Annotated in this window: 19 protein-coding genes, 1 tRNA gene, 1 pseudogene and 1 other annotated feature (1 of these 22 running past the window's edge); of the genes and pseudogenes, 4 read left to right on the top strand and 17 right to left on the bottom strand. The window is 50.9% G+C overall.

From position 1 onward, the window contains the following. Nucleotides 1-130, top strand: a binding site (T-box leader) (it extends 142 nt beyond the left edge of the window). Nucleotides 131-179: 49 nt separating this feature from the next. Continuing rightward, nucleotides 180-1,835, top strand: coding sequence for a methionine--tRNA ligase (gene metG, locus NSS83_RS33600; RefSeq protein ID WP_341347446.1), 1,656 nt, complete (start codon nucleotides 180-182; stop codon nucleotides 1,833-1,835). 108 nt (nucleotides 1,836-1,943) lie between these two features. On the opposite strand, the gene NSS83_RS33595 is transcribed toward metG, so the two are convergent. From NSS83_RS33595 to NSS83_RS33585, 3 genes are all read right to left on the bottom strand, one after another. Next, nucleotides 1,944-2,897: an aldo/keto reductase gene (locus NSS83_RS33595; protein ID WP_341347445.1), complete on the bottom strand. Its 954-nt coding sequence runs from the start codon at nucleotides 2,895-2,897 to the stop codon at nucleotides 1,944-1,946. A gap of 154 nt (nucleotides 2,898-3,051) precedes the next feature. Beyond that, complete coding sequence (locus tag NSS83_RS33590) at nucleotides 3,052-3,861, bottom strand: helix-turn-helix transcriptional regulator (protein ID WP_341186320.1); 810 nt, start codon at nucleotides 3,859-3,861, stop codon at nucleotides 3,052-3,054. A 62-nt stretch (nucleotides 3,862-3,923) separates the two neighbouring features. Continuing rightward, nucleotides 3,924-4,346: an NUDIX domain-containing protein gene (locus NSS83_RS33585; protein ID WP_341186321.1), complete on the bottom strand. Its 423-nt coding sequence runs from the start codon at nucleotides 4,344-4,346 to the stop codon at nucleotides 3,924-3,926. A gap of 194 nt (nucleotides 4,347-4,540) precedes the next feature. Between NSS83_RS33585 and NSS83_RS33580 the strand changes: the two genes are divergently transcribed. Further along, nucleotides 4,541-4,612, top strand: a tRNA-Val gene (locus NSS83_RS33580). A 78-nt stretch (nucleotides 4,613-4,690) separates the two neighbouring features. Here the strand turns inward: NSS83_RS33580 and NSS83_RS33575 are convergent. Together NSS83_RS33575 and NSS83_RS33570 are read right to left on the bottom strand one after the other, a co-directional pair. Beyond that, nucleotides 4,691-5,215 (bottom strand): annotated as a pseudogene (locus NSS83_RS33575) (Rpn family recombination-promoting nuclease/putative transposase); the annotation flags it as partial. A gap of 65 nt (nucleotides 5,216-5,280) precedes the next feature. Then, nucleotides 5,281-5,826: a hypothetical protein gene (locus tag NSS83_RS33570; RefSeq protein WP_341347444.1), complete on the bottom strand. Its 546-nt coding sequence runs from the start codon at nucleotides 5,824-5,826 to the stop codon at nucleotides 5,281-5,283. A 303-nt stretch (nucleotides 5,827-6,129) separates the two neighbouring features. On the opposite strand from NSS83_RS33570, the gene NSS83_RS33565 reads away from it, so the two are divergent. Next, complete coding sequence (locus NSS83_RS33565) at nucleotides 6,130-6,660, top strand: GNAT family protein (protein ID WP_341186323.1); 531 nt, start codon at nucleotides 6,130-6,132, stop codon at nucleotides 6,658-6,660. 92 nt (nucleotides 6,661-6,752) lie between these two features. Here NSS83_RS33565 and NSS83_RS33560 read toward each other — a convergent pair whose 3' ends face one another. From NSS83_RS33560 to NSS83_RS33530, 7 genes are all read right to left on the bottom strand, one after another. After that, nucleotides 6,753-7,148, bottom strand: a complete 396-nt coding sequence (locus tag NSS83_RS33560) for a LytTR family transcriptional regulator DNA-binding domain-containing protein (protein ID WP_341186324.1) — start codon at nucleotides 7,146-7,148, stop codon at nucleotides 6,753-6,755. Between the two features lie 17 nt (nucleotides 7,149-7,165). Further along, complete coding sequence (locus tag NSS83_RS33555; protein WP_341186325.1) at nucleotides 7,166-7,309, bottom strand: cyclic lactone autoinducer peptide; 144 nt, start codon at nucleotides 7,307-7,309, stop codon at nucleotides 7,166-7,168. Further along, the gene (locus NSS83_RS33550) at nucleotides 7,269-7,838 is read right to left on the bottom strand and encodes an accessory gene regulator B family protein (RefSeq protein WP_341186326.1); all 570 of its coding nucleotides are present in this window, start codon (nucleotides 7,836-7,838) and stop codon (nucleotides 7,269-7,271) included. Before NSS83_RS33550 ends, NSS83_RS33555 begins: the two co-directional genes overlap by 41 nt. Beyond that, nucleotides 7,831-8,205 (bottom strand): hypothetical protein, encoded by a 375-nt coding sequence (locus NSS83_RS33545; protein WP_341186327.1) that lies wholly within the window; start codon nucleotides 8,203-8,205, stop codon nucleotides 7,831-7,833. The genes NSS83_RS33550 and NSS83_RS33545 overlap by 8 nt, the downstream gene beginning before the upstream one ends. A gap of 432 nt (nucleotides 8,206-8,637) precedes the next feature. Beyond that, nucleotides 8,638-9,234 carry a hypothetical protein gene (locus NSS83_RS33540; RefSeq protein WP_341347443.1) on the bottom strand — a complete coding sequence of 199 codons (597 nt, stop codon included), beginning with the start codon at nucleotides 9,232-9,234 and terminating at the stop codon, nucleotides 8,638-8,640. A gap of 164 nt (nucleotides 9,235-9,398) precedes the next feature. Beyond that, nucleotides 9,399-10,070, bottom strand: coding sequence for a stalk domain-containing protein (locus NSS83_RS33535; protein WP_341186329.1), 672 nt, complete (start codon nucleotides 10,068-10,070; stop codon nucleotides 9,399-9,401). A 165-nt stretch (nucleotides 10,071-10,235) separates the two neighbouring features. Further along, on the bottom strand, nucleotides 10,236-10,445 hold the full coding sequence (locus NSS83_RS33530; RefSeq protein WP_341186826.1) for a hypothetical protein: 210 nt from the start codon (nucleotides 10,443-10,445) through the stop codon (nucleotides 10,236-10,238). Between the two features lie 170 nt (nucleotides 10,446-10,615). Between NSS83_RS33530 and NSS83_RS33525 the strand changes: the two genes are divergently transcribed. Further along, a complete protein-coding gene (locus NSS83_RS33525; RefSeq protein ID WP_341186330.1) occupies nucleotides 10,616-11,896 on the top strand; it encodes a hypothetical protein in 1,281 nt (426 codons plus the stop codon). Between the two features lie 59 nt (nucleotides 11,897-11,955). Here the strand turns inward: NSS83_RS33525 and NSS83_RS33520 are convergent, their stop codons facing one another. From NSS83_RS33520 to NSS83_RS33500, 5 genes are all read right to left on the bottom strand, one after another. Next, nucleotides 11,956-12,855 carry a glycoside hydrolase family 43 protein gene (locus NSS83_RS33520; RefSeq protein WP_341347442.1) on the bottom strand — a complete coding sequence of 300 codons (900 nt, stop codon included), beginning with the start codon at nucleotides 12,853-12,855 and terminating at the stop codon, nucleotides 11,956-11,958. Between the two features lie 50 nt (nucleotides 12,856-12,905). Further along, nucleotides 12,906-14,558 carry a hypothetical protein gene (locus NSS83_RS33515; protein WP_341347441.1) on the bottom strand — a complete coding sequence of 551 codons (1,653 nt, stop codon included), beginning with the start codon at nucleotides 14,556-14,558 and terminating at the stop codon, nucleotides 12,906-12,908. 84 nt (nucleotides 14,559-14,642) lie between these two features. Further along, a complete protein-coding gene (locus NSS83_RS33510; RefSeq protein WP_341186827.1) occupies nucleotides 14,643-15,965 on the bottom strand; it encodes an extracellular solute-binding protein in 1,323 nt (440 codons plus the stop codon). Nucleotides 15,966-15,998: 33 nt separating this feature from the next. Then, nucleotides 15,999-16,838 (bottom strand): carbohydrate ABC transporter permease, encoded by an 840-nt coding sequence (locus tag NSS83_RS33505; RefSeq protein ID WP_341186333.1) that lies wholly within the window; start codon nucleotides 16,836-16,838, stop codon nucleotides 15,999-16,001. Nucleotides 16,839-16,841: 3 nt separating this feature from the next. Next, nucleotides 16,842-17,756 carry a sugar ABC transporter permease gene (locus tag NSS83_RS33500; RefSeq protein ID WP_341347440.1) on the bottom strand — a complete coding sequence of 305 codons (915 nt, stop codon included), beginning with the start codon at nucleotides 17,754-17,756 and terminating at the stop codon, nucleotides 16,842-16,844.

Here is a 17,756-nt window from a genome sequence, read left to right as displayed (position 1 = left end):
CGGAACCCGCATCCGTTACCATGCTAGGGTATACCCGCTTTTTTTCTGCGGACGTACCTGAAGAGGTGGATGCCGCGAGGCATTGATGAATTTGGGTGGTAACACGTGAGCATAGGCTCTCGTCCCTTTAGGGGATGAGTGCCTTTTTTGCGTTCAATGAATTTGAGGAGGAGAGAAAGATGGCTAACATTTTTATCGGAGGGGCTTGGCCTTATGCCAACGGCTCCCTGCATCTGGGCAGACTCGCCAGCATTCTTCCGGGAGATATTCTGGCCCGCTACCACCGTGCCAAAGGTGACGCTGTACTGTATGTATCCGGCAGTGACTGCCACGGCACCCCCGTTGCTGTACAGGCAGCGCAGGAGGGTGTAACGCCAGGTGAATTCGCCAGCCGGTATCATGAGGAGTTCGCCGATTGCTTCCGCACCTTAGGCTTCACTTATGACTTGTATACCCGGACCGATCAGACCCATCACCACAGCACAGTACAGGAGCTGTTCGTTAAGCTGCTGGACAACGGGTATCTGTACCAGAAACCCAGTCTCCAGTGCTATTGTGAGCAAGACCAGCGCTTCTTGCCGGACCGTTATGTCCATGGTCTCTGCCCGGTATGCGGACAGCAGGCCCGGGGGGACCAATGCGATTACTGTTCCACGATTCTCGATCCGGTGGATCTGCTGGAGCGCACATGCGCCCTCTGCGGCTCTACGCCGGTGCTGCGCTCTACTCAGCATTACTACCTGTCGCTGTCCAGCTTCCAGCAAGCACTCACAGAATATGCTGATTCCGCGCAGGGCTGGAGAGATAATGCTGTCCGTCTAACTCGCAGATATCTGCAGGAAGGCCTGCAGGACCGCGCAGCAACACGCGATCTGGACTGGGGCGTGGATGTGCCCATTCCCGGCTTCGCAGACAAGAAAATCTATGTCTGGATCGAAGCGGTCAGCGGCTATCTGTCCGCCAGCAAGCAGTGGGCGGCGGAGACAGGCAACCGGTGGGAGGATTTCTGGTCTATAGCGTCCGCACAAGATTACGATGAGCAGCCGCCTATAACCGCCTACTATGTGCATGGGAAGGACAATATTCCTTTTCACAGCCTGATCTGGCCCGCTCTCCTGCTCGGAGCTGAGGAACTGCATCTGCCGGACCGGATCTTCTCTTCTGAATATTTAACCCTGGAAGGGCAGAAATTCTCCACCAGCCGCAACTGGGCGGTCTGGGTGCCGGATATTCTCAGCCGGTATGACCCGGACTCGGTCCGTTACTTCCTGACCGCGAACGGTCCCGAGAAGCGGGATGCCGACTTCTCCTGGAGAGAGTTCATCTATAGCCATAACAGCGAGCTGCTGGGCGCGTTCGGCAATTTTGTCAACCGCAGCCTCGTGTTCGTGAATAAATTCTGGAATGGCAAAGTTCCAGATGGAGTCTTAGACGAAGCATGGGTGAGCAGTCTGGATCACCTGTATAGGGAAGCAGGAAGGCTGATTGAAGCAGGACACTTCAAAGAAGCCCTGGAATTCATCTTCTCGCACGTCCGCCAGGCCAACAAGTATTTTGATGAACAGCAGCCGTGGCTCCAGATCAAGCATGATCCTGCGGCAGGGGGCAACACGCTGTACACCTGTGTTCAGATTATTGCCAACCTGGCAAACCTGCTGAACCCGTTCATTCCTTTCTCCTGCGGGAAGATTAGAGGTTTCTTGTCCATAGAACAGCCCGTATGGCACCCGGTATCCATTCTTGCAGGGCGGCCTATATTGGAGCTTGAATTACTGTTTGAGCGGATAGAGGTGCAGCGGATAGAAGAGGAGCTGGAGCGGATGGGGATGGGTTAAAAAAGCGTTCTTTCCCGCATACCGCCCGCTAAAGCAAGCAGCGCAGGCAAGAACGCTCAAGGAAAAATATGGATGGATACACAGTAGCTGTCTGCTCTGTGTGATAACTTAGTTCTGGCCGGGGTAACGTGCTCCGGCTGCAATCCCTTGCGGGGATATCCGCTCAATCCTTGCGAGATCCTCCGCCGTCAAGGTAACCTGAAGCGCTCCGAGGTTCTCTTGTAACCGCTCCAGCCGCTTCGTACCGGGAATCGGTACAATCCGCTCTCCTTGTGCAAGAAGCCAGGCCAGGGCAAGCTGTGCCGGAGCGTAGCCTTTCTCGGCTGCCATCTGCCCGATCAGCGAGACGACTTCCAGATTCCGGGTGAAGTTCTCTCCCTGGAACCGCGGGTAATGCCGGCGGTAATCATCCTCCGGCAGATCATCGAAGCTCTTGATCTGTCCAGTCAGAAAACCGCGGCCCAGCGGGCTATAAGGAACGAAGCCGATGCCCAGCTCCTTGACCAGCGGCAGAATCTCATCCTCCACCTCCCGGCTCCAGAGTGAATACTCTGTCTGCAGGGCGGTCAACGGATGCACCGCATGTGCCCGGCGGATCAGTTCAGGCGAAGCCTCGGATAAGCCGATATAACGGATCTTTCCTTCCTTGACAAGGTCAGCCAGGGTACCGGCGGTTTCCTCAATAGGGGTGTTCGGATCAGGACGGTGCTGATAGTACAGATCGATATAATCTGTGCCTAGTTGATAGAGGCTGGCATCTACGGATTTTTTGATATAGGCCGGGTCTCCCTTGGGTCCCTGAGTATGTGTAATGCCGAATTTGGTCGCAATCACAGCCTGATCTCTCCGGCCCTTAAGCGCCCGCCCGAGAAGCCGTTCATTGCCGCCGAAGCGCTGCTGCTCGAAGGCTCCATAGATATCCGCTGTGTCCAGCAGAGTTACGCCCAGATCAAGCGCGCCATGAATGGTTCGTACAGACTCTTCATTATCCGGCATCATCATCGTTCCGAGTCCCAGAGCCGATACGCTCAGCCCTTCGTTCCCGAGTGTTCTTGTATGCATATGGTTGCCTCCCTCTTGTCCCTGTAATAGATCTTACGAACATGTCCTTATTCTAACCGTCCTGCCGTGGAGCAGCCACAGTACGTTCATGCTAGTAAGATCATTACCAGGGAGCGGAGGAAACGTAGGGCGTATGTCCCCCGAGAATCGTCTGCTACGTTATAACAGGCGTATAGATACAAATATGCAGTCCCGGGTGATCCGCCAGATTGGCCATCGAATTGATGTCGTAGACTACAGGCTCACTTGTACCCAGACTCTCTATGACCACACGGTTGACTCTTTTCCCCTGAATATTGTGCTGTTTCCACATCTCGGCGAAATCCGCACTGTCCTCCAAGAGCTGATCGACCATCTCCTTGTGCCAAGGATCATGCAGGTTCAAGTCATAATAGGTTCTGTACACACCTACTGAATGTAGGGCGAACTCCTCCCAGTTCAGCATCCGGCAGCGCAGCTCCAGATCCAGGAACAGAAGACGCATCATAATGCGCTCAGAAGCAGACAGACCTCCGAAATCACTAAGCACTTCACTCGCTTTATCATTCCAGGCCAGTACCTCAGACCGCTCATTCGTAATAAAAGACGGATAAGTCAATTGCCGGATAATATCCCGCCACTGCGGACTCAGCTCCGGACTGACCGTATCTATAGAAGCAAGTGTATCCGGCAAGCCGGGATTCCATAGCTCAAACAGATGCTTGCGCTCATCTGCCGACAACCGCAGCGCCTGACTGAGACTCTCCATGACCTCTCTGGAGGCGGTAACCTCCCTGCCCTGCTCCAGCCATGTATAATAAGTGCTGCTGAGACCGGCCAGAACCGCAACCTCCTCCCGCCGCAGACCTGGTGTTCTGCGCTGACTGTTCGTTTCCTTGATCCCTGCAGCTTCTGGCTGCAGGCGGTCCCGGCGTGATCTCAGGTAGTCGCCAAGACGCTTAAACCTCGTAATCTCATTGCTCATGAGCTGGGCCTCCTTTCAGCCAATCGAGTGTCTATTCTACCAGAAATACGATTAAGATTGATTCACAGATGCTTCACATATTCACATACTCTCGCATATAGCGTGGGGTAGATCCCCGGGTAGGTCACAGCCTGCGGCAGCTCGCTGAAGCTTCGAAGCTCCGCCATTTCGTACGGGGGCAAAGTTCCGAACCTTTTGACATCTGCATAATACAACATCCCGTAGCTCTCTGCCAGCTCATCACTTCTGACCGAATAGATGCATAGCGGATGCAGTTCATAATCTTCAGCGCCTGTCTCTTCGTAGAGTTCTCTTACCGCAGCTTCCCCGGGACTCTCACCCGCCTCAATATGCCCGCCGGCAAATTCCCACGTGGACCGCTCACGGTGCCGTACCAGAACCCAATCCTTCCCTTGCTTCATAAAAATCACTACATATTTGAGACTCCCCCCAGGGCACTCCGCTTCATGCAATGTTACGATCATGATAGAATTCCACCTTTTATGTTGGTTAAGGAACTTCCAGACAAGCGCCATTATTGTAATATACTATGGATGGGGTGTCGTGGGTTTTTGTCACTGCGGTGGTATGGAAGGGTCATGCTTAACTGATCATCTATAGCATATTTAAAAATCTCTTGCCATTCCCTTACGTCCTGTGTTATTATAAATTTCGTTGCAGGACGGTAGCTCAGCGGGAGAGCACTATCTTGACAGGGTAGGGGTCATGGGTTCGAACCCCATCCGTCCTATATATGGATAGCCTTAAAGAAACGAAGCCGATCATATGATCGGCTTCGTTTTTCGTTGTTATCATTGCAACAGTTTTATTCTGCCTTAGCCCCGTTCATCCGAGACGCCTCATCCCGCAAATACTTCATCCGGGCTTCATACTCCATCCTTGTAGCGGCATCCTGACTCAGGAACTCCAGCGTATCCATTGCTTTTTTCAACATCGGTTCATTCATGGTCAGCACCTCCCAGTTTGGTTGCTCAACACCCTTCAGAAATAATAACCAGTTGATCAGACCACCAGTTAATGGGACGGCCTGCTCCTCGAGCTTTGTTAATTCTATTACATGAATTTCCAGATCATTGTTCAGTGGAATCCCGGTGTGATCTTCCCGAAGGCGAAAGATATTATGATGGCGGTTATTAGGAAGACAGGAATAGTTCAAAATATTGATCGTTACACACTTCTTCAATTGAATGTAATCGTCGCCTTTTTGAATTTGGTGGTAATACATCTCACTCCAGTAGAAAAGTGTCCGCTTCTCCATATTATATGGATTGAATAGTTGCATTTCGATGTTGATCCGTTTGCCCTCAGCCGTCTTGGCTTTAATGTCCAGAATAAATTGTTTCTCCCTTCAAAGATCTATGAAACATACAAGCCCAGTTTTATATTCAGCCCTCCCATTCACCTGTAAGTTATCGCCATTCGCTTATCCACCAATACCACGCCGTCCGCTTCACCCTTACCGTTGAACAGGCCTGAAATTACATATATTTTCGTATCATCTTCAGCTTTCGCTGCCCATTCTTTATCATGCAAATACCGCTTGTTGATGGAATCGTAAGCATAATCCAGGTTGCGCTCCATATCCGTCAGATACTGATCGCCATAGATTTGTTTGAAGTCATCCTTAGACATGCCAATTTTAAAACCGCCAGTGGTTTCATACGTATCTTTCGATTCCTCCGCCAGAGTAATACCTGCCACTTTATCCTCACGGTACATAATTCTTACGCCAGAGCTGTACATGATTGAATTCGCAATATCCTTATCTTCTCCTTTGCCCAATACCTCTTCTGCTTCCGCGCGGCTCATACCATACTCAACCATGGCTTTATGATCGTTCACCTTTTGGATGGCTAAGTCTTTGGTGGTTACCCCGTCTTTGGAATCCGCACAAGCCGTCAATACGAACAAGAACAACATTACCAGTACCGTTTTTCTCATCATGCCCTCCCGGATGTTTTTACCTAAACCTTACCATGCTTGGAGGAATAAGAAACATAAAAAAGACTGCATGAGCACAAGCTCACACAACCTCTAATAATGACGGTTACGAATTTACAGCAATCAGGTCGTTACTGTCAGCGTCTTTTGAACACCGCCGTCAGGATCGCACACCAGATATTTAACTTTCTCCCGTGCATTCTATATAATAGAGTCAGCTTACACACGGAAAGGACTGAACTATGCGCAGATATCAATAGTTGTACCTCACCAATACCATATATACTTCATGGAGGTAACACTTTGATGATTACTGAATTACGTACCGAGCGATTAGTGTTAAGACAAATGAGTACCGCCGATTCAGCCAGCCTTTTCGCGATCTGGTCTGATCCTGAAGTCACCCGCTTCATGAATATCAGCAGCTTCACAGATGAGAGTCAGGCCGTAGAAATGATTGAGCTGCTTGGTAAGTTAGCCGATGAGAATCAGGCGATCCGCTATTCTATCATTGAAGCAGAATCCGGCCGGATTATCGGCTCATGCGGTTACAATATGCTGGACTATGACAATGCGAAGACAGAGATCGGTTATGACCTTAGCCGCGAGTTCTGGGGAAGAGGTTATGTGCCTGAAGCCCTTCGTGCGCTAATAGATTATGCGTTTGATACACTGGGCTTCAATAGAATAGAAGCAAAGGCTCAGCCTGCTAATATCAATTCTATTAAAGTATTGCAGAAATTAAACTTCTCGCTGGAAGGAACAATGAGACAGAGTGAGCGGTCCAACGGAACCTTCATTGACCTGTGTATGTATTCTAAATTAGCTGCAGATTAGGATAATCTGAACAAAGGCTGGCCCCAGGCGCTTCAGAATGAACAGCGCAGGGTCAGCCTTATTTTATATACAAGCCTTCATAAAAAATAAAGCTACCACTGGGGCAGCTCCACTAATTGAATATCCGATGCGGATGTCTTTACGTATTTGAGAATTTCTTTATAGCCCTTCTCTGACAGAAAACACTTTTGCTCGACTCCTTTGTGGTCTTCCCCAAAATAAGCAATATGAAACGTCTTATCCAACTGGATAATGTTAGAAACCTGAATTAACGTGTTTCTATCTGCTAGAACGAAATTATATCCTGAACTGGCCAGGGTATTAAGCCAATATTTCAGCGTACCTACTGTATAAAAGGTCTGATCGTACGTATGGACAATGATCCGATAGATAGTCCGTTCAAATTCCATAAAAGTTATTTTTTCAATATCGAGTGAGAATACACCAGTGTTTCCCTCTGTGTCTCTAGTAACAGATATCGTGCTCAAAGGGATCAACTCCAATGTTATTTAAGTAACTCTTCAGGAACCTCGGGTTGGTTAATGTAAAATACACTTGCTGTAACCAACACGATAAGGGCAGCGAAGGCAGACAAACCGGATGCAAGTTTATACACTACTGTGCGTCGTAGAGCCTGTAACCCCTTCATTCTCAGTTCTCACCCCCCTTCTAGCAATAAGCAGACTGATCGATTGAGCCAAAAAACTGGCAGCAATCACCGGTGAACCTGCCACCACATTGGCCATAACAAGCATTACTGCTATGACTTTGAGCTTAGGCCAGTGCTGTCTGGGAATCCGGGTCTGGCGTTCGATTCCGATAGGGGCCAGCCACAGTACAATCAATAGACTGATTCCATTCATAAGCAGAATCATTGTATCTCCTGCTTTAATGAAGGACAAGAACGTGAACAAAGTTGCTGTAAACAAGACACAGGCCATTCCCGATTTCAGATGCAACCCGCCGGATACCTGACGCAATAAGGCAAAGGAGATCAAAATCTGAATAGTCTCCTTTGTCCTGCCCGTCAGAAGGGACAACACCAGTGTCAGCCCAATAATAAATAACGCATTAAGGATGACCGCAATAGCAAACTTCAGGACCGTAGCAGATGCCGGATGCTCGGGAACTATACGTTTGATGCGCAGTGCAAGCTTGCCGGACATGAATTCAAGCATCTTCCATCTCCTTCCGGGTGGAATAGTATAGAAGGAAGACAGACATAACCAAAAAAATCAGTGCATTTAACAAAATATCATTGTAATAGAGCAGGAGAGATACTACTATTACAAATGCACAAATCAGCACGGACAGCAAGATATCCTCTATTTTGAAGCGGAGTTTATCCAGATCGAAGGTGAAGCCTTTGCCTTTGCGGTATAGGTAGCCGAATACTCCAAAGACAATAGCAGCGGTCGCAACCTGCAGAAAATACCCGTTCGCCTTATTGTCGATATTCGAAACGGAGCCGAAGACACTCCAAAGAATCAACGTCTGAATCCCTGCAAAAATAGCAAATCCTGATATCGTTGCAATAATGGACAAGATTAGAGGCATCCTCACTACCGCTGCAAAGAATAAGATAAAGATCAGGATTAATACGAGTGGTGCGACATTTGACATGCCCAGTTCATTGCGTAATAGATAGCTCTGGAGGTTGTTCAGCAAAATGACGAATAGGGCCTGCCATATGTACCATCTCCATTTGAATCGAAAGAGCGACATAATCAGATAATAGAGCGCAAGCGTCTCTATAGTTGAAAAAAACATAAAGCCTACAGGTTCCCACGACAAACCAAAACACCGCCTGACTAATTTTCGTTTACAAGATTAATTATATATCCACGCCGCACCAGACGTATACTACTTAATTACAAAATTCGACACTTTTTACTCAAGGCAAAAAAACACCCGCTGAATGCTCTGAATCGAGTCTCAACGGATGTTCTTCTGTATATAACAGCTTGGCTATTCGAATTAAATTTCGGACCAGATGATGTTAATCTCCACGATTCCCTCCTGGGAAGTAAGCGGACCGCCAATAACTGACCAGCTGTGTTTGTTGTCTTTGGTCATACCCTGAATAATTAGATTCTTGGCATCAATGGTCTTCACAGACTGGTCCCCCATTTGGGCAGACAGATAATCATCATAGAGCTTCGTTACAGCTTCCATACTATCGGACGTTCTATAAACCAGCATCACCGATGTTTTGCCTTCGTTCTTAGACGTTGTGGACAGCACAGTCTCTGTTATATTATCCGGCATCGGAAAATCCTCTGGAAGCTCTTTCGGAATGTCTACGCTGCCGGAAGCAGTACCGCCTCCAGCGTCCGACTGTTCAGGCGTCTGTTCCGGCTCTGCCGATGGTGCGGGCGTCTGCTCCGGTTCATCCGTTGCTGCTGGTGTCTGCTCCGGCTCTGTTGACGCCGCAGGGGTCTGCACCGCTTCGGCTGTCGGTGTGGATTCCTGGGACGGCTCAGCGGACGGCGCATTCGCTGAATTACTGCACGCACTCAGGACCAGCAGGGACAAGGTCAAGGATAAGGACATTATTAGTTTTTTGGTGTACATCTTCTCACTCCTCATGATTTCATGGAACTTTAACATCGCCAGTTAGATTCAATGGCTTACCGGATAATACCCCTTTTCACATTCCTCCAAACAACAAATGTAGACAAAAAGAAGCCCGGAAACCAAGGCTCCCGGGTGAATCGAATAATTTATAAGTTCAGAAATTATTTATAATAAGATGTCGTAAGCGGAACGAAGACCGAGGTTCCCTTCTTCACATCGCCGGTGAGATACAAGCTGCTGACTCCGGCAATATCCACTTCGATGGTCGTGAGCCCGCTGGCCGGGTCAATGGTCTGCTTCTTCAGCACAGTGTTGGTGTCCGCGTCTTGAATCGTGAAGTCTTTGATCTCCCCGCCAATTGCGGCGATCTGAAGATAGAGCTTCTGATACTTTTTGTTAGGCTCCAGCATGAAGGAACTTCCGCGGTCGCTGCTGGCGTCATCGAAGAATACATCCTTGTAGTCCTTGTCCTTGTATACAGTCTTGCCCGGGTCTTTGGTATGATACATATTGTCAAAGCCTGTAGCAATCGGCACACCTGCCGTCTGCTCTCCAAGAGAAATGGTGTTAGTTGCAGCATCGAACTTGACAGTGACGCCAAGCAGGTCAGATACGGAACGGACCGGCAGATACGTTGTGTCCTTATAGGAAATTGGGGCAATCACCGCACCGCTGCCATTCTTAAGCTGTACGGGCTGGCCGTTCATCTTGAATTTGATGCTTGGATTCAGGAAAGCCTTGATCTCCTGCAGGTTGGCTCCGGCATACACGCCCGTGCCCATTCCTCCAAGTACGGCAAATGCAGTCAGTGCAGCAGTCATCTTCTTCTTCATTCGATCATACTCCTCTCCATTTATAACAAATTTGAATATTCCATATTGGGAGTATAATAAATCCTGCCACCAGATGCAACATACCCCTTAGAAGGCTGTCAAGCCAAAGAAATACCCTGCCAATCCGGCAGGGCATTCGATACTCCTATGTACTCTAAACTACACTTAGAGTCCATCTCGCCGCCCAACAGATTCGTAGCGGTCGCGGATTTCCAGATTTTTGGAGTGATTGTACAAGTCCAGCGCGATAATTCCTCTGCGTGCCAGCTTCACCACCAGAACGAATAAATATATCCCCATCCCCAAACAAGTCAACCAGAGCAAAAGAGCAAAAATACTGAATCCTCCAGCAAGCAAGGACCCAAAACCTGTCATATACACAGCTTACATCCCCCTAATTCAACATGATACAAGTCTATATCCTAATCATATCAAGTTTGGCACGTTTGTGTAAGGAATGCAAAGTTCTATTAAATTTTACTGTAGAAATAATCCAATTTTGATATACTGGCTAAGTATGATTAAACATTTGGGGGAAATTACTGATGTACGGAAAATTAACCAAAATGACTTTAGCTTTTGCTCTTTTAGCGTCACCGGTGATATTAAGTGGATGTGGCGGGTCTGCTGAGGTTACGCAAGCTGCAACCGCGACTCCTTCTGCTGCACCGACTGCGTCTCCTACTCCAGCACCAGAACTGAAGAACTTCTCTGTGAAGGATAAGACGCAGGAATACCTGGAGAACTTCGGCACCAGTGCTTGGAATGCTGAGTCGTCCAAAGAAATTGCCGAGAACATCCGGATTAAGGCCAGAGAGGATAAAGAGAATACCTTCACTTATCTGGAGATTGCTGACTCTATTGAGAAAAATGATGTGCAAAATGTAAAGAAGATTTTTACGAAAATTGGTGGAGTTCTGCCTGCTTCCGTTGCCGCCCGCTATCCGGATCCCACACCTACACCCGATGAAACGGATGCACCCTCTGGCGGGGATACTGATATGACCTACCTAGAAGCAGACCAGGAGTTTGGATCGAGAGGACTTGATTTAGCCAAAAGCTATCTGGAAAAGGAGCTTACCCAAGAAATAAAAGATGATATTTCAGCATATTTTCTCCATAGCATGGAGTTTATAATTAAGGAAAACCAAAGCAAATACAAGGAAATGGCCACTGCCATTCAAAAAGATGACAAGGCAACTGTTCAAAAACTATATGCTGAGCTGCTCCCGTTATACCAAGGCTTACCTGATTCAGCAACGGCTGTAACCGCTACGCCAGCCCCGGCAGCGGCAAAGGACGAAGCCGTTCATCTCAAAGGAAAAAAAGACCAGGCTACGGAGTTCTTCCAACTTAATAGCGGGATCGCAATTGTGGAGGCCTCAGACGCCGGGAATTCTAACTTTATTATCCACATGTATGATGAAACTGGAGACTTTGAAGAATATGTTGTTAACGAGATTGGACCATACAAGGGCAAGTCTTTAGTGGTGATTCCCGAAGACGGGAAGTATATGCTGAAGGTAGAGTCGGATGGCTCCTGGAAGGCAGATATTAAGCAGAGCATCCCTGAGAATATCAAGAGCGCACCGGTTAAGTTATCCGGTAAGGGTAACGATGTTGTGTTTGCAAAGCTGCAAAGCAAGCTGACCCGGTTCACCTCCAAACATACAGGTGAATCGAACTTTATCGTCAGATTGAATGATAGCGGGCTGGTGAATGAAGTTGGTAATTATTCCGGTTCTACCGCGGAAAAAATCGACACCGACGGAATTTATGTCTTTTCTGTAGAAGCAGACGGACAATGGAGCATTGATATCGAATAAGCTTCGCACCGCAATGAAACGATTGCTGATCCGTGATGGACCGGCAATCGTTTTTCTTTTTACACCCTCACCCTCATCACACCATTCTCTTCCTCCAGCTCTACAAAAACCGGCCGTTCCTCCGGCGTCTGATTCGGTGTATGAATCGCCAGCATCAGCTGATGGCTGAAGGTGCGAAATACCATGGCATGTCCTCCGTCCTTAGTATAGAGCGGCTCTTCCTGATGAATCCACGGCCCTGTAATCTCTCCGCTTCCAGAACGGGCGATGCCCAGTGCATAGGTGTTATTAATGAAGCTGGCCCACAGCAGATACAGCGTACCGCCGCTTGACCTGAACAGAAACGGCCCATCGGTTACATAATTGAGCTGATCCGTATAACGCGCAGATACGAACGGAGTCGTCCACGGAGCTTCCGAGGCCCGGAAGAGCACGGCGGGTTCTCCTGCCGCGCTCCGCAGATCCTCCGTTAACCGCATAGCGCACACTTCCCCGTCTCCGGTCTGCTGCCACTCATGACAGAAGACCATCCACGGCTGGCCCTGATGATCTAAGTGCAGTGTTCCGTCCAGCGAACTCCAATCCGCCGGAGTGACCGGTCCTTCACTGTGCGGGAGGAATGGGCCCAGCGGATGTTGCGAGATTAACACGGCCGTACCCAGCAGATCATTGTCCTTGCGCCGGAAGGTAGCGAACATGAGGTAGCTGCCGCCGTATTCATAGACCTCCGGTGCCCAGAAATTCCGCTCGGCATAGAAATCCGTCCCCGGCCGGAATACCGGGAATGGCCCCTCCCAATGCTCCAGATCCTTGCCGGTATACGCATTGAAGCCGGTCCCCTTGCCCCAGATATTACTGTCGGTGCTGCCATATAAATAGTAGAGTCCCTCTCCCTGCCTCTGTCCGGCAAGCGGCAGCACAAACGGATCTCTGATCTGCAGGTTATGGTTATCTATCATGAATGCCTCTCCTTTCTTCCCTCACATTGCAAGCAATATCTATATAAGCTTTACCGGTATTCCGGCAAGACCACTCCGATATCACTGATGCTGACAAATCCGCCGTCCGCATACTCCAACTGTTCATTGCCCTTGACATTAAATGGAAGTCTCTTGCCCTGATACCGGACCTCTCCTTCAATCTGGCGGACGCTCATGCCAATCAGCTTCCGCAGGTGTCCGGCCCGGTCCAGCACCACACGCACTCCAAACGGACAGCGCAGGTATTCCTCTTCATTGCGGTAGATCACAGCTTGTTCATGCGTATTAATCAGCTCAAATACGGTTCCATCTACGATCCGGCGGTAGCCTGTCTCATGGGCCGTCTCCCGGCCGTGATCCATATTATAGGGGAGCAGACAGGTGAACCATAGCTCCCCCCCACCTGCCGGCAGAATGCCGCACAACCGCTCTACATAATCGAGCAGGCACAATATGGCCGGTGAATAGGCTTCGGTATAGCCTTCTTCTCCCGTCCACGGGCTTAAGGTCTGGGCAAACCGCGTCATCCGCGAACATGCCGCCAGAATAGGCTGCAGCACCCAGGTTAGCTCGACGTAACGCCCATGATGCTCGAAGGCATGCGGCGCACGGATCAGACTGAGGAAGTTAGTTGTCCCTCCCCAGGTGTTATAGCCGGAGGAAGGGTCGAACCTCGGATCATCCATCGCAAGCGAGGTGAATGGATATTTGGCGAAGAACTTGCCGGTATTCAGCAGGTAACGGCGCAGGGCAGCATCAAAGAACTCCCGGTCCCCCACTTCGCAGGCCAGTACCCGCAGCAAGACATCCGATTGCACCCGGACCAGCCTTCCCCCTTGGTCACGGTCATAGAAAAATGCATCCTCCCCGTCATAGCAATGGCTGAAAAGGCTGTGGCTGCTGGCTGCTGCTCTAGCCCGCCACCCGGCATCGCTCTCCCCCAGCTCCTCTGCGATCCTGGACAGATATAGCCGCTGGCAATAGACATTGGCAGTTAGATCAGGGGCCAGGAAGGGCAGCAGCGGCGAATCCGGATGAACCCTGGCCGCATCCTCCAGATGGGGCGTATCCGGCACATGCCAGAAACGCGGGGAGAGATCATGTCCGGTATCGAACGTACAAAAGGCTTCGATGCAGCCGGTTCCTCGTGTATTGCGCCGGGAGGCCAGCCAGGCGTCGAACCTGCTCATCGCCTGGTACATCTCGGCAAGGAACGCCTTGCTGTGTCCGGTTCCAATATAATGATTCCAGACACTCCGGGCCAGCGGAGTCACCATTTGAATCTGCCGGTAAGCCGGTCCAGCAGGGGTTACCTTGTAAGGGATCAGCCCATCCTCCCGCTGATATTCCGCGAATAGCCGGAAGGTCGCCTCCGCCACCTCCGGCATGAAGCGTGACAGCCGTTCCGCGCTGATCGTGCCGGTACTCTCCAGCCAGCTCCCGAGATAGACCCCGCCTTCATGCAGGACCAGGCCGCCCCCATCCATTGGCACGATACAATCCATGAGCTTATGCACCGCGGAATAGTAGACATTCTCCATGTCCGCAGACGAGGCAGCGAAGACCACTCCCGATTGCTTCCATTGCTCCAGAGATTCACGGTCCTCTTCCTTTGTAAGCGCTCCGATCCTGTCCTCTACGGTAATCTTCCGCAGCTGCTGTAATATGCTGTCAGCAGTCATGCTGTCCCCTCCTGTATCTTCACTTTGCCCGTCCCGCAGCAGAGAAGCAGCTTGCCCGGGCAGACCGCTTCTCTCCCTTCATGCCTATTTGGCACCGAATAACTGCATCGCCCCATTGTAGAAGTCCTCTACTCCCTGCTTCACATCCTTCTGCCCGAAGCCAATCTCCTGCACAGCGGTTTCGGCCAGCTTGGTGAACTCGGTGAAGCTTGGCGGATTATAGCTTATGGCAAAAGGCTCCTTCTTCGTCGCTTCCGATACCCGGCTCGTGAAGTCGTAGACCGTCTGCTCCAGCGGAGTCGCATCCTTCATCAGCAGATCGCGCATCTTCGAGGTCACCGGCACGCCGCGGTCACTGCCCAGAATCCGGGCGGCATCGGGATCATTGATCCAGTAGTTCATGAGTTCCGCCACTTCCTTCGGATGCGCGGTCTTCGCATACCCGGACAGCCCTTGGCTGGATTCGAAGACGACTCCCGTTCCCTTAGGTCCGCGCGGCACCTGCACCATGGTCAGCGTGTCCTGAATCAGATTCTGATGGGCAGCGAACTGGTTGGACGGAATCAGGCTCATCGCCACTTTTCCCGTCACCACCAGCGATTTACTCGTGTCCCCCGGCGGATTGGATACCTGCATCGATGGGGTCACCATCCCTCCGCTCTCCGCCAGCCCGCTCCAGTAGTTGAACCAGTCCTCAGCATCCTGCTGGCCGAAGCCAAGCGCGTCCTTCTCCATGTCATAGACCTGCTTCCCGCGCTGCTTCATATAGATATCCATGCCCTCGACTGTGAAATTATAGGTACCGTAGAAGCCCTTGCCCAGCTTCTCAGAGATCTCTTTGCTGATGCTCGCGTAATCCTCCCAGCTCCAGCCGTCAGCCGGAAGCTCGATGCCCGCTTTTTTGAACAGCTCGGTATTCAGGACCATGCCTCTGGCATTGGCTCCGGCCGAGATATGCACCAGCTTGCCCTTAAGCGTGCCGTACTCCATCATCGTCTGATCCATATCGGTCAGATCCAGCTCTTTGCCGACATAGGGCTGCAGATCCAGCAGCACGCCTTTATCGGCATAATCGGTAACATTCCCTCCGAGGAAAAACACATCAGGAGCCGTTCCCGAAGCCAGCTGCGTGTTCAGCTTGTCAAAGTACCCGGAGTTCGGGGCGAACTCCCCGACTACCTTAATGTTCGGATGCTTCTCCTCGAATTTGCGCAGCGCCTCGTTCGTCTTGTCCGCCCGCTTCTGGTCGCCCCACCACATGATCCGCAGCTCCACCTGATCCCCGGATGGCTCAGCGGAATCCTTATTCCCCGCCGCCGCAGGCTTGCCGCTATTCCCGCCGGAGCAGCCGGCCGTTCCCGTCAGCAGTAGTGCAGCCAATGTAAGACCCAAGATCTTTTTCATGATTAAGTCCCCCCAAGAGTAATTGTAATCGCTTGCTCATTTCAGGCCGGTTGTAGCAATGCCCTCCAGGAAATGCTTTTGGAAGAGCATAAAGATCGTCATAATCGGCACAAGCGACAGCACGGACATCGCCAGAAGCGCGCCCCAGTCGGATGATCCCGAGGGGTCATAGAGCGAACGTATGCCCAGTTGTACCGTGAACAGATTGATCCGGCTCAGATAGATCATCTGGCTGAAGAAGTCATCCCAGCTCCAGATGAACGTGAAGATCGCTGTAGTGATCAGCGCCGGAACCAGCAGCGGAATAATGATCCGGAAGTAGAGCTGGCCCTGGCCGCAACCGTCAATGGTCGCACTCTCGTCCAGCTCCTTCGGAATGCCGCGGATGAACTGGATCATCAGCAGAATGAAGAACGAATCATGCGCCAGCCATTTGGGAACGATCAGCGGCAGATATGTGTTCACCCACTCCAGCTTGCTGAAGATAATATATTGCGGAATCAGCAGGACATGGTATGGCAGCATAATCGTCACCAGCATGCAGGCGAACAGCACACCTTTGAAGCGGAACTCCAGCCGGGCAAAGGCGTAAGCCGCCAGCGAGCAGGTCAGAATATTGCCGATTACCGACAGCACCGAGATGGTAGCGGAATTAAGGAAGAAGCGGCTGAACGAGATGCCCTGCAGACCCTTCCAGCCATTCAAATAATTCTCCAGTGTAAACCTCGACGGCCACAGACCCGGCTCCGAGAAGATCAGCTCATTCGGCTTAAAGGAACTGGACAGCAGCCACAGCACCGGATACAGCATCAGCAGCCCGAACAGAATAATGACGCCATGCTTGCCGAGCCTGAAGATCATTTTGGATTCAGCCATGAATTATCGCACGTCCTTTCCGTCGCCGTAGAACACCCAGAACCGGGAGGTTATGAACACGATGGAGGTGAACAGGCCGATAATGATCAGCATGATCCACGCCAGAGCCGCGGCATAGCCCATATCGAAGAAGGAGAAGCCCTTGAGATACAGATACAGCGTATAGAACAGAGTGGAGTTGACCGGACCGCCCCGCCCATCCCCAATCACGTATCCCGGTGTGAAGACCTGGAAGGAATTAATGATCCCCATGACCAGGTTAAAAAAGATCACAGGTGACAGCATCGGCAGTGTAATCCGCGCGAATTGCCGCAGCTTCCCGGCTCCGTCCACCTGCGCCGCTTCGTACAGGTCAGCCGGAATCTGCTTGATTCCAGCCAGGAAGATGACCATCGCCGAGCCGAACTGCCAGATCGACAAGGTGACGATGGTGGAGAGAATGTAGCTGGGATGGGCGATCCAGGCCGGACCCTCGATCCCGAACCAGCCGAGGAAATGATTGACCAGCCCTTCCCCGTCAAAAATCTGACGCCAGACGATCGCGATCGCTACGCTTCCCCCGAGCAGGGAGGGAATGTAATAGACGGTCCGGTAGATGCCCAGCGCCCGGATGCCTTTGTTCAAGGCAACGGCGACCAAGAGGGCAAAGGCCATTTTCAGCGGGACCGAGAATAGCACGTACCGGAAGGTTACCGACAGCGATTGGTAGAAATATTCGTCTGCCGTGAAGATGTGCCTGTAATTCGCCAGCCCCAGCCATTCCGGGGCGTTCAGCAGGTTATACTTGGTCAGGGACAGATAGAGCGAACCCAGCATGGGGCCCAGGGTCAGTCCAAAAAATCCGATCAGCCACGGGAGCAGGAACAGGTAAGCGGTGCCGCTCCTTCTCCACATAGCCGGTCTGTGTGCTGTCTTCAT

It is taken from the genome of Paenibacillus sp. FSL H3-0469 (assembly GCF_038051945.1).
Taxonomy (GTDB): Bacteria; Bacillota; Bacilli; order Paenibacillales; family Paenibacillaceae; genus Paenibacillus_AQ.
This window is presented reverse-complemented; position numbering and strand designations above follow the sequence as displayed.

Coding starts and splice junctions, on each gene's coding strand:
- metG (WP_341347446.1), top strand. CDS start 180: ATGGCTAACATTTTTATCGGAGGGGCTTGGCCTTATGCCAACGGCTCC.
- NSS83_RS33595 (WP_341347445.1), bottom strand. CDS start 2,897: ATGCATACAAGAACACTCGGGAACGAAGGGCTGAGCGTATCGGCTCTG.
- NSS83_RS33590 (WP_341186320.1), bottom strand. CDS start 3,861: ATGAGCAATGAGATTACGAGGTTTAAGCGTCTTGGCGACTACCTGAGA.
- NSS83_RS33585 (WP_341186321.1), bottom strand. CDS start 4,346: ATGATCGTAACATTGCATGAAGCGGAGTGCCCTGGGGGGAGTCTCAAA.
- NSS83_RS33570 (WP_341347444.1), bottom strand. CDS start 5,826: ATGATGAGAAAAACGGTACTGGTAATGTTGTTCTTGTTCGTATTGACG.
- NSS83_RS33565 (WP_341186323.1), top strand. CDS start 6,130: ATGATTACTGAATTACGTACCGAGCGATTAGTGTTAAGACAAATGAGT.
- NSS83_RS33555 (WP_341186325.1), bottom strand. CDS start 7,309: ATGAAGGGGTTACAGGCTCTACGACGCACAGTAGTGTATAAACTTGCA.
- NSS83_RS33550 (WP_341186326.1), bottom strand. CDS start 7,838: ATGCTTGAATTCATGTCCGGCAAGCTTGCACTGCGCATCAAACGTATA.
- NSS83_RS33540 (WP_341347443.1), bottom strand. CDS start 9,234: ATGTACACCAAAAAACTAATAATGTCCTTATCCTTGACCTTGTCCCTG.
- NSS83_RS33535 (WP_341186329.1), bottom strand. CDS start 10,070: ATGAAGAAGAAGATGACTGCTGCACTGACTGCATTTGCCGTACTTGGA.
- NSS83_RS33530 (WP_341186826.1), bottom strand. CDS start 10,445: ATGACAGGTTTTGGGTCCTTGCTTGCTGGAGGATTCAGTATTTTTGCT.
- NSS83_RS33525 (WP_341186330.1), top strand. CDS start 10,616: ATGTACGGAAAATTAACCAAAATGACTTTAGCTTTTGCTCTTTTAGCG.
- NSS83_RS33520 (WP_341347442.1), bottom strand. CDS start 12,855: ATGATAGATAACCATAACCTGCAGATCAGAGATCCGTTTGTGCTGCCG.
- NSS83_RS33515 (WP_341347441.1), bottom strand. CDS start 14,558: ATGACTGCTGACAGCATATTACAGCAGCTGCGGAAGATTACCGTAGAG.
- NSS83_RS33505 (WP_341186333.1), bottom strand. CDS start 16,838: ATGGCTGAATCCAAAATGATCTTCAGGCTCGGCAAGCATGGCGTCATT.
- NSS83_RS33500 (WP_341347440.1), bottom strand. CDS start 17,756: ATGAAGACAGCACACAGACCGGCTATGTGGAGAAGGAGCGGCACCGCT.